We start from the raw sequence: 15,463 nt of genomic DNA, 5'->3' as shown, positions 1-15,463 counted from the left end.
ATCCGTCATCAGACAGGTAGGCTGACATCAAATAAATTGGGTATTTTGCCTCAGTATTTTTTGAATTGAGTACTGAATATAATCTGAATGAAATATGAACAATCACTATAACAACACTGATACATTTTTATCATGGTGGAGGCGAAAGGGGGGATTTTATTGCTGTCTGATGGTAATTTCGATCGGAATTTTTTCCGGTTGCGGAAGTTCCGGCTCGTTCAATTCTGAGGATGGATTTGTCCCTGAAAGTGAACTGACAGTAGAAGAATTGGAGGCTCTGCGCAGCCAGGTAGTTGACCGTGACTCTGTGGACACTTTACCTGTTGTTGCAGGCGGAAGGATGGGTTTGCTTGGAGGAATTGATTACCCTGAAAAAGCCAGAAATGCAGGAGCAGAAGGGACGGTGATCATCGATTTTATAGTGGATCTCGAAGGAAATGCCAGGGACCTGGTCGTACGTGAAAGTGTAGGGCACGGGCTGGATGAAGAGTCAATCCGTATGATTAAAGCCACAAGATTCAACCCGGCACGAAAAAACGGCGAACCGGTTGTGGTTCGTCATTCGATGCCTATTCAGTTTAGTTTGCCTTAGTGTGGAAAGGGGAAAAGTGAGAAGTGAGAAGTGAGAAGTGAGAAGTGAGAAGTGAGAAGTGAGAAGTGAAAAGTGAGAAGTGAAAAATTTGAAAAGTTTTGTAAGGGGTTGGTTGTAATAGGCTCATATGTATAACCAACAACAAAATAAACGATCTTATGCTAAAATTGAATCATAAAAAACTATCGGTTTGGAAGAAGAGTCTTGAACTCGTTAAAGAGATTTATCTGTTAACAAGAAAGTTTCCCATAGAAGAGAAATATGTACTTATGAGTCAGCTTCGGAGAGCGGCTATTTCAGTTCCATCGAATATTTCTGAAGGATCAGCACGTAAATCTAAAGTTGAGCGGGAGAGATTTTTTGAAATCGCAAGATCTTCTCTGGTTGAAATCGATACACAAATTGAAATCAGTCTCGATCTGGACTATCTGAATGAAAAGGATATAGAAAAGCTGGGCCTTCAGGCAAACGAAATATTTGCCATGTTATCCGCTATGCTATCGCCCAGATAAATTTTCACTTTTTACTTTTCCCCTTTCACTCCTATGCAAGAAATCTTCCGCCGAAAATATCTCATTTCACTCAGCTACATGGCGATTGCCATTGTGGGAGTGGTGGCGTGGATGAATATTCCGCTGGAGATGGCCCCTGATCTTCGTCTTCCTTCGGTGACGGTGAACTATAACTGGGGTACCACAAGTCCGGAAGTGGTGGAGCAGGAGATCACCCGGCGAGTGGAATCGGTGGCTACCCGGCTGAGAAATGTGGATCAGATACGTTCAGTCTCGAATGAAGGCCGTTCACAGGTTACCATCACATTTGAGAAAGATACGCCTGTAGAATTCAGAATTCTTGAGCTTCAGGAATACCTGTTTGGATTATCTAATGAACTGCCGCCGCAGGTTCGTCAGCCCCGCATCAACCGGTCGATCCCCCAGGAACTGCAGGAGCAGGAGACTTTTATGGCCTACTCCATCAGCGGGGATCGCAGTAAAAGGGAACTTTACAGGCTGGCTGAAGAACAAATCCGCCTCCGGCTGCTGGGATATCCCGGCCTGGCGGATGTAGAAATCCGGGGAGCAGAAGATCCGGCACTGACACTCCGCTTTAACTCACCGATGCTTGAGCGACACGGGTTGCGGTCGGAACAGATCATGCAGGAAGTGAGCGAACGGCTAAACTGGCGTTCCAGCGGTTTCATTGAGCAGAGCGGGTCGAGAATGAGCATGCTCATTCCGCCTGAATTCAACTCCGTTGAGGATATACGGGCGATGAAAATCCGGATTCCAAACAGTCACCGGCAGGTCAGCCTGGACGCACTGGCATATGTAAATATCGAAGATTACCCGGTGAAAAGCCTCAAACGGCTGAACGGAAACCCGGCGCTTAGCATGACCTTCGTACGCGAAAGCGGCTCCGATGCAATCCGTCTTGCCGAACGAATCCGGTCGGAAGTAGAACAGATTCAGGCGCTTCTTCCGGCGGACGTAACCCTGCAGCTCGAACGGGATTCCACCGAAGATCTGCGCCGTCAGTTTGGTGACCTGCAGTTTCAGTCCATGTTCAGCCTGCTTTCGGTTTTTTTGATCCTGCTGCTATTCATTCGACGGTTCCGCGCCCCGTTTGTAATTCTCGGCAGCATCATCTTTTCCCTGATGATGAGCCTCGGGTTTCTCTTTTTCATGAACTACACGCTGAACGTGCTCACCCTGGCAGGTCTCACCGTTGCCCTGGGAATGATCATCGATAATGCGGTCGTTGTTTTTGAGCAGCTCAATCCAAAACTGCCGCGCACGCTATCGGACCGGCTGCGGCATGTAAGAGAGGAACTTCCCTACACGCTCGTTCCGGTATTTGGCAGTACGTTAACTACGGTGGGAATATTCATCCCGCTCTTTTTCGCAATGGAGGAGCTGCAGCTTTTCCTGGTCCCGCTGGCCATCGCGCTTACCTCCACGCTGATCTCATCCGTAATCGTTGCCCTTACCTGGATTCCCTATTCACTCATCTGGCTGGTGCCATCATCAGCGGAAAAACAGGAGCGATCACTTAAGAGAAAGATGAGCCGTGCGCTCAACCGGCTCCTGGTTCGGCTGTTCTACTATCGCCACAAAGCGCGATGGATTTTCTACATATTGCTGATTGCGGTCTTTGGAATCCCGATTTTCACGATTGATGAACCTGACTGGGAGGATACATCCTGGCCGGAATTTACCCGCGCCTATTTCGATAACCGGAGTGATATCGACCCGAAAGTCGGCGGCCTGACCTATAAATTCTTCAACGAAACCTATTTTGGAACACCCTGGGGCCGTAGCCAGGGCGAGAGTATCTTCATCAACATCCGCACCCCGCAGGGGACTCCGATGGAGGAGATCGACAAGATGGCTCGAAATTTTGAGACGCTCGCCCGACCGTATGCGCACGCGTTTGAGTATTTTGAGACCAATATCTCAGAATTCTCTGGTGCGCAGATGCGATTCTATATCAAAGATGAGTACCTGTTTCAGGGTGAACCGTACGAATTCTACGGAGCTGCCCAGTTTCTCGCAGCGCGGACCGGAAATTCCGGTATTTCAGTGAGCGGACTTGGCGATGGGTATAGTTCCGGTTTTGGTGGAGGATCCATGGGCAGACGCGTAAGCCTGAGAGGTTTTTCGTATGATGAACTTCTGCTTCTGGCGGAAGATATCGCCGCGCGCATGAAGCGAAATCCCCGGGTTCAGGAGGTGGATATCCACGCTACAGGGGGATGGCAAAGGAGTGAGATGTTCCAGTATGTGCTCGATTTTGATGATGAAAAACTCACTCTTAGAGAGCTTGACCGCCGTGCCGTTATGGATGCCATTCAGCTTGATGCCAACCCGGAAAACATTCGCGGCCGCGTGGATATGAATGGTGAGAGGCTCTACCTGATGGGGCTCAGCCAGGCGCAAAGTAACTACGAGGAGGATTTTCTGAACCGTGCCCGTCGGAGCGATCAGATCTTTTTCACAGTAGATGATATCGCATCTCTTACCCGCGAAAGAACGATGTCGCAGATTATCAGGGAAGATCAATCGTATCAGCGCACGCTTTCTATCGATTTCCTCGGACCGCCCCGCCTGGCTACAAATTACATTGAATCAGTACTGGATGAAGTGCCGGTTCCCGTAGGCGCATCGATCCAGTTTGGAGGTGGTTTTTTCTCGTGGGGACAAAGTGATCAGCTTCACAACTATTTGCTTCTTCTGTTTTTAACCATCCTGAGCGTATGGATGATTGTATCGGCACTGCTTGAGAGCTGGCGTGATCCGCTGGTGGTGATCCTGGCCATTCCGCTCAGTTTTATTGGTGTGATGATGGGGGCGCTCTACCACGATATCAACTTTGACCAGGGAGCGATCGCCGGAACGTTGCTTGCGGTGGGTGTTGTGGTGAATAACTCCATTCTGCTGATACACGAAAAACAACGCTGCCGGTCGCTGAACATCCACGGCCTGAGAAGCTGGGTGCGGGTCTACCGAAACAAAATGCGCACGGTGATGATCACCTCACTTACCACGATCGGCGGACTCATCCCGCTGGTGGTCATCGGCACCAACGAATTCTGGAACGACCTGGCCACGGTAGTCATCTGGGGGCTTGGTGTGAGTTTGACGCTGATTATTCTGCTGATGGGGGTGTGGGAGAAGGTGGAGGAGAAAAGGTCAGAGATTTTAGGTGAGAGAGCGGAGGCAATCGATTCCTGACTATTACGCGGTGGTCAAATGAACGGTATGTTATTCTTTCTTGAACAACGGCAGTGTTTTCAAAATACCTTCTTCGGACGAGTTCATATGCCTCTTATCTCCTATTCAAAGGGATTAAGAAAGCCGATCAGATCTTGCATGAACGACTACCTTCATCTGCTCCCAATTTAAAACGAACGATACCACTCCGAAGGAGTGCAACGTGAATAACCCTCAGCGAAGCTGGGGGAATAGAACGCTGACTCCTAAACCTCAACCCCGACAGCGGGTTGAATTCCCCCGGTAGATTGAGGCAAACATCAATCACCACCAGGCGAGATCTTGTGAAAGAATTGAACTAAAATCCGATGGTTACCCAGAGAATTGAAATCAACGATTCACCGCTTCAATTAGCCGATCTCCACGGCTTTGCAATCAATGTAAGTTTAAAGAGCTGAATCGTTTAGGTCGAGCGCGAAATGTAAAAGAGTGTCAACGTTTTGCGATGTGTTCAACTTTTAACGAATCCGAATCGTTTTGCATTTACAGTTTACAATTGGCATCTCATTGGGAGTAAACGAAGGGAATGCAAAGCTGTCCATTGTAAAACGTTATTAAAATGGGGGGTGTTTTTGAAAGATGAAATTAAATGATGTAACAATGACGTTCACGATTCGATAGAAGTTCCTACTTTCATCCGAAGTGTAATTAACTTAAAACAGAATAAGACTTTGAAACTCTACAGATTTTACGGTGTACTGCTACTCATCACAGGACTTCTGCTTGCCGGCTGCGGTTCAGATTCATCAAACGGTGGCGGACCGCCGGATTTTTCACAGATGGGAGGCGGGGGACAGGCGACCAGCGTTGAGGTTATTCCCGTTGAAACATCATCCATCAGTGATCAGATACGATCGTTTGGAACCATTCGCGCCCAGGATGTTGTAAATATCAACCCACAGGTGAGTAACCGGGTACTTCGCATCCACGCTGATCTCGGGGATACGGTTTCACAGGGCGATCTTCTCGCAAAAATTTATGATGTTCCCTTCCGCGATGCATACGAGCAGGCCCAGGCGCAGTACAGGCAGAGCAGAATTGCTTTTGAAAGGGACAGTACACAATTTTCACGTCAGGAGCGTCTGTTCGAAACGGGGGCTATCAGCTCATCAGAATTTGAAGAAGCCCGGGCTACATTAAGTACCAGCCGCTCTCAGCTTGAAGCCGCTGAAGCATCACTCACCAATTCTCGTGAAGACCTCGCTAATACGGAAGTTCGCAGCCCGGTGAACGGTGTAGTGCTGAGCCGGTCAATTGCCGAAGGGGATATTGCATCCACCGGGGAAACAGCATTCGAAATTGCCAATTTAATTGGATATGAAACACGATTGCATCTCCCGATGCAGGATTGGGAAGATATTTCGGTAGGCCTTCCCGTTGAGCTTCGCATGAGCAACCGGCAGCAGACCATCGCTGAGGGAGTTATTTCAAGAATCAGTCCGCAGCTTAACCCCGAAACAGGTCTCGGCGAGGTGGTTGTCAGCCTTATAGATGCTTCATCATCTGTCCGCCAGGGAGTTTTAGCGGAATCCAGAATTACACTCGAGACCCGGGAAAATACCATCATCATTCCGCGATCAGCTATGATCGAAAATGTTGAAACCTACATCGAACCGGAAACCAACACAGTAGAACTGCGCAGAAATTACTCGGTATTTGTTGCCCAGGGCGATACGGTTGCAACCCGGAAAGAGCTGATATTAGGTCTGGAACAAGGAGAGCGTGTTGAGGTGCTTTCAGGACTTGAAGAGGGTGAAAGCCTGATCATTACCGGCCAGTCTGCATTGCGCGAGGGCGGAAGGGTTCGAATTGCGGGTCAGCAGCAATCCGGGCCAGACCGTAGTGGAGAAATCGAAATGATGGAGCAGGCTGAAGGCGGTGAACGCGGTCAGGGTCAGCGACAGACAAACAGCGATTCAAACAGCAACTAAAGCAAATGAAGAATTTATCCAAACTTGCTGTTGCCCGACCGATCACATTTTTGATGACCAGTCTGATTTTGATCGGTTTCGGAATTTTCGGCCTGTCCAATTTACGGCTGAATCTCTATCCTGATGTTTCTTTTCCCACGATCACGGTCTATACCACCTATGAAGGTGTTGCGCCTGAAGATATGGAGACACTGATCACCCGAACGATTGAGGAGTCGGTCGGTAGTGTGTCCGGTATTGAACGCGTTCGGTCAACCTCAAGCCAGGGTGCCTCTGTTGTGCGGCTGAATTTCAGCTGGGGAACCGATCTGTTTTTTGCGGAGACCGAAGTTCGTAAACAGCTCGATCAGGTCAGGCGTGGCTTACCCCAGGATGCCGATCAGCCGATTGTATTCTCCTACGATCCGAATGATGAGCCGATTGTGGTTCTTACGCTCACATCAGACACCCGAAGTTCTCGTGAACTCCGAACATTTTCAACTCAGCAGCTTGAACAGCGCCTGGAACGGATCTCCGGAGTTGCTTCAGCTGCTACGGCGGGCGGGCTCGATCGGCAGATCAACGTTCAGCTCAGCAATGCCCAGATGAGGGCGTATGATATTGACGTTGGGGAAGTTGCCAACCGGCTCCGGCAGGAAAATGTACAGGTTCCGGCCGGTGAGCTTTCTGAGGGCGAAACATCCTACTCACTCCGTACCATCGGTGAATTTCGGAATGTGGAGGAGATACGGAACAGCATTGTTGCAGTGCGTGACGGCAATCCGGTTTACTTGCAGGATATTGCATCGGTTGATGACGGAATATCCCAACCGATTGGAAATGTACGCGTTCAGGGTAATGACGGCGTGATTTTGAATATCTATAAATCGAGCGACAGCAATATTGTTACCGCAGCCGGCGGCGTGATGGAGGCCCTCGAGGAAATTCGGGGAATTTTACCCACCGGTGTTGAATTGAATGTGTTGACCAACCGGGCAGATTTTATTGAGCTCTCCATCCGAAACCTGGTACTAACCGCTTTCCAGGCCATTTTCCTGGTGATGATTATGCTGCTTCTGTTTTTGAGAAGCGGCCGCTCTTCCCTGATTGTAGCCGTATCGATCCCGGTTTCCATTATCACTACATTCAGCATCATGCACTGGGCAGATGTAAGCCTGAATATTATTTCACTTTCGGGTCTTACACTGGCTGTGGGACTTGTGGTGGATAATGCGGTTGTGGTGCTCGAAAATATATTCAGATTCAAAGAAGAGGGTAAAGACGGGGCATCAGCATCTGTTGCCGGGGCGCAGGAAGTGGCCGGACCGGTTGTGATGAGTACTCTTACTACACTTGTAGTGTTTTTACCCATTCTATTTGTGCCGGGAATTGCGGGGCTGCTCTTCAGGGATCTTGCTCTCACTATTTCATTTGCGCTGATCGTTTCTGTGCTGGTTGCGCTCACACTAATTCCTGTGATGAGTTCCCGGCTCTTTCAAAAAGAGCTGGAGGGTAAACGGGAGAATAAAACGGTTTTGCGTCGCCTGATAGAATGGAGTCGGCAGTCGGTTACGAACAGGATTTTATCACTGCCGCTGTTTTTGATTTTGATTCCACTCTACCCATTCATATTCCTCTTTCGAAAATCGAAAGAAGGAACCGGTAATCTATTTTCAAACCGTGTTGCTCCTGTACTTACGTCCGGTTTAGACCGGGTCGAACGAAGATATAACCGAATGGTAAATGGCGCCCTGAAGAAAAGCGGACTCGTTGTACTGGGCGCATTTATTCTTTTGATCGCATCACTCCCGATATTTTACCAGCTTGGCGGGGAATTTTTCCCTGAAGTGGACGAGAACAATATCGTCCTTGAAATTCAGCGTGAGCCGGGCGTGAACTTGTTTGAACTGGAGAGATCCATTGTTCGGGTGGAAGATATGATCCGGAATGAAGTACCTGAAGCTCGCCTGGTTGTCTCCGATTACGGGGATAAAACCGGAATTGAAGGTGCCGATAATCCCGGCGGGAACCAGGGTATGGTACGGATTGAGCTGGTACCGGTGGATGAAAGACAGCGCAGCCAGTTTGAAATTACTGCCAGTCTGCTTGAACGCCTGAGAGATGTTCCGGGTACCAATATTCGCGAAGTAAGGGAAGATCCGCTGAGTCCCGATGGTGAAACAGGCCTGATCGTACAGATTTACGGGTTTGATCCGGAAGTGCGAAACGAGCTTACCGCCATTGCCATGAGCGGACTGCGTGAAACAGAAGGCATCGCAAGTGTATTCAGCAGTGCCGACCAGGGACGTCCCGAATTACGCATTGAAATGGACCGCGAGAGAATTTCCCGGGTTGGGCTCAATACATCCCAGGTAGCAACGGCTGTAAGTAATGCCGTTCGTGGTGATGTTGCCACAACTTTTGTGGATCAGGGCGTTGAGTTTGAGGTTCTTGTTCAGCTTAGTGCGATCGATCGGGCACAATCCACAGCGCTTGAGGAAATTCAGATACAAACCGCAGGAGGCACATGGATGCCTCTTAAAAATCTGGCCCGTATTGAAAGATACACCGGACCTTCGAGCATTTTACGCGTGAACCAGGAGCGGATGGCGGAAATCGAAGCCGATCTGGCCGGTATTGATCTTAGGACGGCAACCGACCGGGCCAGAACCGTGCTCAACGAGATGAGCTGGCCGGAAGGGTACCGGTATGAAGTCGCCGGTTCCGCGGAAGACCAGCAGCGATCGTTCAGGTATTTGATCATCGCATTTCTCATTGCCGGTGTGCTCACCTACATGGTGATGGCATCACAATTTGAAAGCCTGGTTGAACCATTCATCATTATTGTAACCATTCCGCTTGCGCTTACCGGGGTTCTGCTTATGCTGTGGATAACATCCACGCCGGTTAGTGTTACGGCGATGGTTGGGCTGGTGCTGCTTACCGGTATTGTGGTGAACAACGGTATTGTAATGATTGATTATATTAAAATTCTGCAGGCCCGCGGGCAGGATCGAATCGAAGCGATTGCGAATGGTGCCACACGAAGACTGCGGCCGATATTGATGACGGCACTGACTACTATTCTGGCGATGGTTCCGTTAGCATTGCAGCTGGGTGCCGGATCCGAAACGTGGAGCCCGATGGCACGAACCGTGATCGGAGGGCTGGCGATGTCAACCCTGCTGATGCTTTTTGCCGTGCCTTGTATGTACAACATTGTGAATAGCTGGGTAGAAAAAGCTGGATTTAATGCTGTTCACAAAGAAGACCCGCTGGTGGATGAGAATGACTAAAAGCAGCGGAATATCAACAACTTCAATAGGTATATCAGGAAATGCGCACCTGCGAAACCCGGCAGGTGTGGATTTCTCAAGTAGTTCTGATAGACATAACCGGTACAGGATATGAAAAAAATTACGATTACAGAACGAATTCTGAAGCGCCCGGTAACGGTGTTTATGATGTCTCTTATCGTTGTTGGGTTTGGGCTGTTTTCACTGGCTAACCTGAAAGTTACCCTGATGCCGGCTTTCAATATTCCGGTGCTTGCCGTATCGGTAAATTACCAGAATGTGGCACCAGATGATATGTCGCGCCTGGTTGTGGAACCCATTGAGGGCGCCATCATGGGGGTTGAGGGAATCAATAGCCTGGAATCGAATGTGCGCCAGGGCGGGGCGTTTATCATTCTGAGGATGGATCCGCGCACCAATATTCAGCAGGCGGAAATGAAAATCCGTGAGGCAATCGACCGGATTCGTCCCCAGCTTCCCTCAGAAGCGAATGATCCCGTGATTTTTCAGTTTGATCCGGATAGTTCCCCCATCATGGAGCTTAGTGTGGAATCCAGCGCCATGGGTCTGGACGAACTGCGCCAGCTTTCTATCGACTTTATTGAACCACGCCTGGAGCGAATTCCGGGGGTTGCTGCGGCCGATACGAGAGGAGGATTGGAACGAAATTTCTATGTAACACTTGATCCCGACGCTATGGCCCGGCACAGGATCATTCCGTCACAGGTTGTCAGTGCTATTCAAAGCAATAATGTCAATCAGCCAATTGGAAACCTTGTGGCCGACAGGGTCAGCTATAGCATTCGTGCTGAGGCTATCTACTCATCGATAGAGGAGATTGCAGCCACCATCGTTACGATCTCTGAAAACGGGATCCCCGTTCGGGTATCCGATGTGGCCCGGGTTGAAAATACCTATGCCGATATCAATTCGCTCGAAGAGGTTAACGGCAGAAACAGCGTGAAGGTGGAGATTCAGAAACAGTCGGATGCCAACACTCTTGATGTAGCCGAGGAAGTGCTCTATCAAATCAGTGCGTTTCAGGATAACCTGCCTGGCAGCGTAACGCTGCAGGTACTGAGCAATGAGGGGCAATTCATCCAGGATTCAGTATCCAATCTGGCTCAGTCAGCACTGATTGCTCTCATCGTTGTGATTTTAATTTTATTGATTTTTATGGGGGGATGGCGCATCGCGTTTGTTGTAGCTATGAGTATCCCCGTTTCGCTGACGGCCACTTTTGCCGCGATGTATTTTCTCGATATCAGTCTGAATATCATCTCCATTACAGGATTGGCGCTTGCCATCGGTCTCCTGGTGGATAACTCCATTGTGGTATCAGAAAGTATCGCCAACAAACTGGAGAGCGGTCAGAAACGAATGCAGGCCGCCCTGGAAGGAACCAATGAAGTGGCGGGCGCACTGCTGGGCTCCACGCTCACCACCCTGGCAGTTTTTGTGCCAATTCTTGCCGTTAGCGGTGTTACGGGCACCATCACCCGTGATTTGGCTTTAACCATCTCCATTGCCATTACAAGCTCCTACCTGGCATCCATCATCCTTATCCCGGTATTGGCATCTCTGATGCTTAAGCGGGAAGAATTTAACCGCAAGAGTTTTATGTTTCGCGGAATTCATGCAGTGGAGCAAAATTATGGCCGAATTCTGTTCTGGATTTTGAACCGGAAGTATATGGTCGCACTATTTGTGGTGGGCATTATCATAGGGTCTGTATTTCTGTTCAGAACCATTCCGGGTGAATTTTTTCCTGAAAGCGACAGCGGGGAGTATACCGTTCGGGTAACATTTCCTGCCGGAAATCAACTCTATAACACGGCTACATCACTCCGGGATTACACGGATCAGCTGCTGGAGCTTGATGAGGTCCGAACTGTAATTACAAGTATCGGGCGGCAGCGCTGGAGCAGTGAGTCGAACCTCGGCGAAATGAAGGTGCTCCTGGTTGACCACAGGCAGCGAACACGCACTACTCAGGATATCATTGAGCAGACTCAGGAGATGCTGGAAACACCTGATGTAGACCTGGAGGTGCAGGAAAGTGGCGGCGGTGGTATCCCAACCGGACGAGGATGGGGTGGCCGGGGAGTCCGGTTGACGCTGATCGGGCCTGATGTAGATGTGCTTCAGGAATTTTCAGTTCGCATTGAAGAGCGACTGAAAGAGAATCCCAATGTGGTATCTGTTTCAACCAACCGAAATCGTCCAACTCCCGAACTTCACTATGCCCTGAACAGGGAACGGATCAACCGGATTGGCGGGGTTAGTGCGAACGAAATAGCGAATGCTTTCGGGACGCAGGCCAGGGGAACCCGTGCCGGATTTTTCAGGGAGGAAGGGAGAGAAATCCCGATACAGGTTAGAAATGACCGCGACCGATTTCAAAACAGGGAAGATCTTTTCGCGCTTGATGTGCTTCAGACCGACGATGTTCGTGTGCCAATTCTCGGTGTCGGTGATTTTCAGCTTACTCAAGGCTTGAGTCGAATATCGCGAAGAGACCGGGAAGTTTATATCGATCTTACTATCAATGTGAGGGGTGATTTTATGGAGCACCGGGCAGAAATTCAGGAAATTCTGCAGAATGATATTGTTATGCCGGATGGCTACCGGTACGATTTCACGGGATCTACGCAAAGTGCTGATGAAAGCTCTCGTGAAATGTTAATTGCATTTATGTTTTCCCTGCTGTTAACCTACATGGTGATGGCATCGCTTTTTGAGAATCTGCGAGATCCGTTTATCATTATGTTTACCGTTCCGCTGGCCTTTTTTGGATCGCTGTTGTTCCTGTTTATTACGAACACATCACTCAGTGTCCCGGCTTATATCGGAATTGTCATCCTGGTTGGTATTGTGGTGAATAATGGGATTGTACTTGTGGATTACATTCATCAATATACAGGTAAAATTGCCCGCGCAGATAAAGGGTACCTGGTTGCATTTCTGCAGGCGTGTAAGCGCAGGATGCGTCCTATTATACTCACCGCACTAACCACCATCTTTTCGATGATTCCCCTGGCTCTTGAAATCGGTGCCGGCGCGGAAACGTGGAGTCCGCTCGCCCGTTCGGTTATTGGCGGATTGACATTTGCGACTATACTTACCCTGTTCGTTGTTCCCGCCATTGTTGTCGGGATATCCAAACAGCGCCGCGAATGGGTGGAAAAAAGCCTTAATGAGATGAGTAAGTAACCCGCAGACCGAACAACCTGCAAGAGTACGAAGCGAAGCGGAGTACCTGGCAGAGTTGTGGATTTGGGGAATGAAACCCAATAAAGCCCTAGCAACCAGTCGCGACTCTGCCAGCAGCTCACTGTCGTTCGCGGTCTTGCAGGTCGCTGGTTTACTCTAAATAAAACTCATCACCCAACTTGTGTTTAAACTCACTGTGGGCTTCAATGAAATTGTTTATTCCACCAAAACGCTGTGTTAAATTCTTACTTTCAACAAAAGGATGGTCACCTGAAAGTATACGTTGGTATGATGAATGGGAATAATCTGAAAAGTTAGCTGAGATACCATGATGAATTGGATTTCGGTGGATATAGCAAGCAATGTGAAGAAAATGATCTTCGTCCTTAATTTTCTTTCTCTTGAATGTTCCCTCTATTAATGTTCCACTTCTATTTGTTTTCAAATTAATGGTTTTGGTGTAGCTATTGAACAAGTGGCTGAGCTGCTGAGAGACTAAGTAAGGTTTCGGTGAACTGAATTTATCTCCGTAAAATGATTTCTCAGGAAAGTGGGGTTTTAGTGTTTTAAATGTCTGAAATTGCTCCTCTGTTGTTCTAACACGAATGAGTAAATGAAAATGGTTTTTTAGTAAGCACCACGCAAATGTCTCTGCTGGCACATACAGGTAATAGAAATATTTTTCAATAAACAGATTGTAATCTTGGTCAGTAAAAAAGATTGAAGCTTTACCAGCGCCCCGATTGTAGATATGATAAAAGTGCCCCTCTTCAAGTGGTTCCACATTTCTCTCCATTTTATTTTCTCTTGTTGATGTGAAAATAAAATGATGGTGAAGTTAATTCAAATCAAAAATGAGTTAGGGAGGATTTTAGATATTTTAAGACTGCTTGAGACTCTGCCAGGAGGCTCTCTGCCGTTCGCCACTCTGCAGGTCGTATGGAATAAACAACCTGCAAGAGCACGAAGCATCGCGGAGTACCTGGCAGAGTTGTGAAATGGTGGATCTCCGGTGGAGGCGTTCATAATCTGATCGCGACTCTGCCAGCAGCTCACTACCGTTCGCGGTCTTGCAGGTCGCTAAGTGCTCACCCAATCACTTTATTCGCCGTAACCAGCTCAGGTTTCACATTCAGTGTCTGAAAAACCACGCAGTATCGTTCGGTAAGCTTAATCAGAGAGTCGATCTGATCCTGTTCCGCGTCGGTATCGAGATGAAAAGTTAGCCGGATCTCTTTAAACCCAACCGGTGCTTCTTTTGAGACACCAAGCGTTCCCCGGAAATCGAGATCGCCTTCAGCCGTAACGTGTGTTTTTTCGCCAAGCGAAACCCCAATTGCTGTTGCAACTGCATTAAGCGTCACACCCGCGCACGCAACAAGTGCGTCGAGAAGCATGTCCCCGGAGCAGGCAGCAAGGCCATCACCGCCGGTTGCCGGGTGAAGTCCCGCTTCTACCATCGCTTTTCCTGTGTCGACCTTGCAGGTTATCCCATCTCCGATTTTCCCCTCTGAAGAAAGGGTAATGATGGCAGATTCAGGAGAATCTTTATATTGTGATTTTAGCGGAGCCTGAAGTTCGCGAAGTTTATTGGAATCCATGGGTTATGATAAGTTTGTATGATTTCAATCTGTTTCGCTAAAGGTAGGGAGGATGAACCGAAAATCGGAATGCACAAGGTTGTTTATTGAATGATTTTTTTTGGTCATAAATGATCAGCTGCTTTTATTACTACATCTCTTCATCATCCATCCAAACATTTCGTTATCATTAAACGGAAAAAGCTTCATCAGTAATGAAAATAATCCAAAACAGAACATGGAAACGATAACAGCAGCAGCCATTCAGCTTAATAGTCAGCCCGATATTGCGGCCAGTATGCAGGCGGCCGAATCTTTGGTTAAGGAAGCCGCAGATGCGGGGGCAACTTTCATCTGCCTGCCTGAGAATTTTGCCTTTTTCGGTGATGAAAAAATGAAACTGAAACGTTCCGCAGAGATTGCCGAATCCGTTGAAACCTTGCTTCCGGAATGGTCATCATCCCTGAATGTAGCCATCCTTGGCGGAGGATATCCCGCTTCTGCAGGAGGAGGTAAAATTTACAACCGCAGTGCCCTTTTTCTGCCGGATGGATCTATAGCCGCCAGGTACGATAAGGTCCACCTTTTTGATGTCGAAGTTTCAAAAGATGAGATCTACCGGGAGTCGGATACGGTGCGCCCCGGGAAGAGTGAACCGGTGGTGTTCAAGAGTCAAAATCTGCCGGCAATCGGCTTTTCGATCTGTTATGACATCCGTTTTCCTGAACTTTACAGAAAACTGACAGAAAATGGTGCCGAAATCCTTACAGTCCCCGCTGCATTTACCCGGCCCACCGGCGATGCACACTGGGAGGTGCTTTTGAGAGCCCGTGCAATTGAAAATACCTGTTACGTGATCGCCCCGGCACAGGCCGGACTTCATGGAGAATCGAGGTGCACCTGGGGGCACTCTATAATCATCGACCCGTGGGGGAGAGTAATGGCTGAAGCGAACGAAAAACCGGGTTTCATCACTGCAGAAATACGAATGGACGATCTGCGGGAAGTACGGCGTAAACTCCCGTCATTGCAGCATCGAAGGGTTTGATCTTTGATCGATAAATTAATCGTGTGTTAACATAGAATCATCTATTTTCGGGTT

At 48.6% G+C, this 15,463-nt stretch carries 10 protein-coding genes; 8 read left to right on the top strand and 2 right to left on the bottom strand.

Annotated features, from left to right (window positions below; all coding sequences use genetic code 11):
- The first annotated feature begins 169 nt into the window (after window positions 1-169).
- From DYD21_RS08310 to DYD21_RS08285, 6 genes are all read left to right on the top strand, one after another.
- Window positions 170-592, top strand: a complete 423-nt coding sequence (locus tag DYD21_RS08310; RefSeq protein ID WP_158551461.1) for an energy transducer TonB — start codon at window positions 170-172, stop codon at window positions 590-592.
- 158 nt (window positions 593-750) lie between these two features.
- Window positions 751-1,104, top strand: coding sequence for a four helix bundle protein (locus DYD21_RS08305; protein ID WP_116035157.1), 354 nt, complete (start codon window positions 751-753; stop codon window positions 1,102-1,104).
- 33 nt (window positions 1,105-1,137) lie between these two features.
- Window positions 1,138-4,323, top strand: a complete 3,186-nt coding sequence (locus tag DYD21_RS08300) for an efflux RND transporter permease subunit (protein WP_116035156.1) — start codon at window positions 1,138-1,140, stop codon at window positions 4,321-4,323.
- A 710-nt stretch (window positions 4,324-5,033) separates the two neighbouring features.
- Entirely contained in the window at window positions 5,034-6,293 is a 1,260-nt protein-coding gene (locus DYD21_RS08295) for an efflux RND transporter periplasmic adaptor subunit (RefSeq protein WP_116035155.1), read from the top strand.
- Window positions 6,294-6,298: 5 nt separating this feature from the next.
- The gene (locus DYD21_RS21300) at window positions 6,299-9,568 is read left to right on the top strand and encodes an efflux RND transporter permease subunit (RefSeq protein WP_233505501.1); all 3,270 of its coding nucleotides are present in this window, start codon (window positions 6,299-6,301) and stop codon (window positions 9,566-9,568) included.
- A gap of 111 nt (window positions 9,569-9,679) precedes the next feature.
- The gene (locus tag DYD21_RS08285; protein WP_116035153.1) at window positions 9,680-12,781 is read left to right on the top strand and encodes an efflux RND transporter permease subunit; all 3,102 of its coding nucleotides are present in this window, start codon (window positions 9,680-9,682) and stop codon (window positions 12,779-12,781) included.
- Window positions 12,782-12,932: 151 nt separating this feature from the next.
- Here the strand turns inward: DYD21_RS08285 and DYD21_RS08280 are convergent, their stop codons facing one another.
- The gene (locus DYD21_RS08280; protein ID WP_147303533.1) at window positions 12,933-13,565 is read right to left on the bottom strand and encodes a hypothetical protein; all 633 of its coding nucleotides are present in this window, start codon (window positions 13,563-13,565) and stop codon (window positions 12,933-12,935) included.
- A 42-nt stretch (window positions 13,566-13,607) separates the two neighbouring features.
- Between DYD21_RS08280 and DYD21_RS21005 the strand changes: the two genes are divergently transcribed.
- A complete protein-coding gene (locus DYD21_RS21005) occupies window positions 13,608-13,778 on the top strand; it encodes a hypothetical protein (RefSeq protein ID WP_158551460.1) in 171 nt (56 codons plus the stop codon).
- 91 nt (window positions 13,779-13,869) lie between these two features.
- Here DYD21_RS21005 and DYD21_RS08275 read toward each other — a convergent pair whose 3' ends face one another.
- Window positions 13,870-14,382, bottom strand: coding sequence for an OsmC family protein (locus tag DYD21_RS08275; RefSeq protein ID WP_116035150.1), 513 nt, complete (start codon window positions 14,380-14,382; stop codon window positions 13,870-13,872).
- 217 nt (window positions 14,383-14,599) lie between these two features.
- Between DYD21_RS08275 and DYD21_RS08270 the strand changes: the two genes are divergently transcribed.
- Window positions 14,600-15,409 carry a carbon-nitrogen hydrolase family protein gene (locus DYD21_RS08270; protein ID WP_116035149.1) on the top strand — a complete coding sequence of 270 codons (810 nt, stop codon included), beginning with the start codon at window positions 14,600-14,602 and terminating at the stop codon, window positions 15,407-15,409.
- The last annotated feature ends 54 nt before the right edge of the window (window positions 15,410-15,463 follow it).

Origin of the sequence: Rhodohalobacter sp. SW132 (assembly GCF_003390325.1) — a bacterium.
Lineage (GTDB): Bacteria > Bacteroidota > Rhodothermia > Balneolales > Balneolaceae > SW132.
This window is presented reverse-complemented; position numbering and strand designations above follow the sequence as displayed.

Excerpts from the sequence above, each read along its gene's own strand:
- DYD21_RS08300 (WP_116035156.1), top strand. The coding sequence starts at position 1,138 with ATGCAAGAAATCTTCCGCCGAAAATATCTCATTTCACTCAGCTACATG.
- DYD21_RS08275 (WP_116035150.1), bottom strand. The coding sequence starts at position 14,382 with ATGGATTCCAATAAACTTCGCGAACTTCAGGCTCCGCTAAAATCACAA.
- DYD21_RS21005 (WP_158551460.1), top strand. The coding sequence starts at position 13,608 with ATGATGGTGAAGTTAATTCAAATCAAAAATGAGTTAGGGAGGATTTTA.
- DYD21_RS08285 (WP_116035153.1), top strand. The coding sequence starts at position 9,680 with ATGAAAAAAATTACGATTACAGAACGAATTCTGAAGCGCCCGGTAACG.
- DYD21_RS08310 (WP_158551461.1), top strand. The coding sequence starts at position 170 with ATGGTAATTTCGATCGGAATTTTTTCCGGTTGCGGAAGTTCCGGCTCG.
- DYD21_RS21300 (WP_233505501.1), top strand. The coding sequence starts at position 6,299 with ATGAAGAATTTATCCAAACTTGCTGTTGCCCGACCGATCACATTTTTG.
- DYD21_RS08270 (WP_116035149.1), top strand. The coding sequence starts at position 14,600 with ATGGAAACGATAACAGCAGCAGCCATTCAGCTTAATAGTCAGCCCGAT.
- DYD21_RS08305 (WP_116035157.1), top strand. The coding sequence starts at position 751 with ATGCTAAAATTGAATCATAAAAAACTATCGGTTTGGAAGAAGAGTCTT.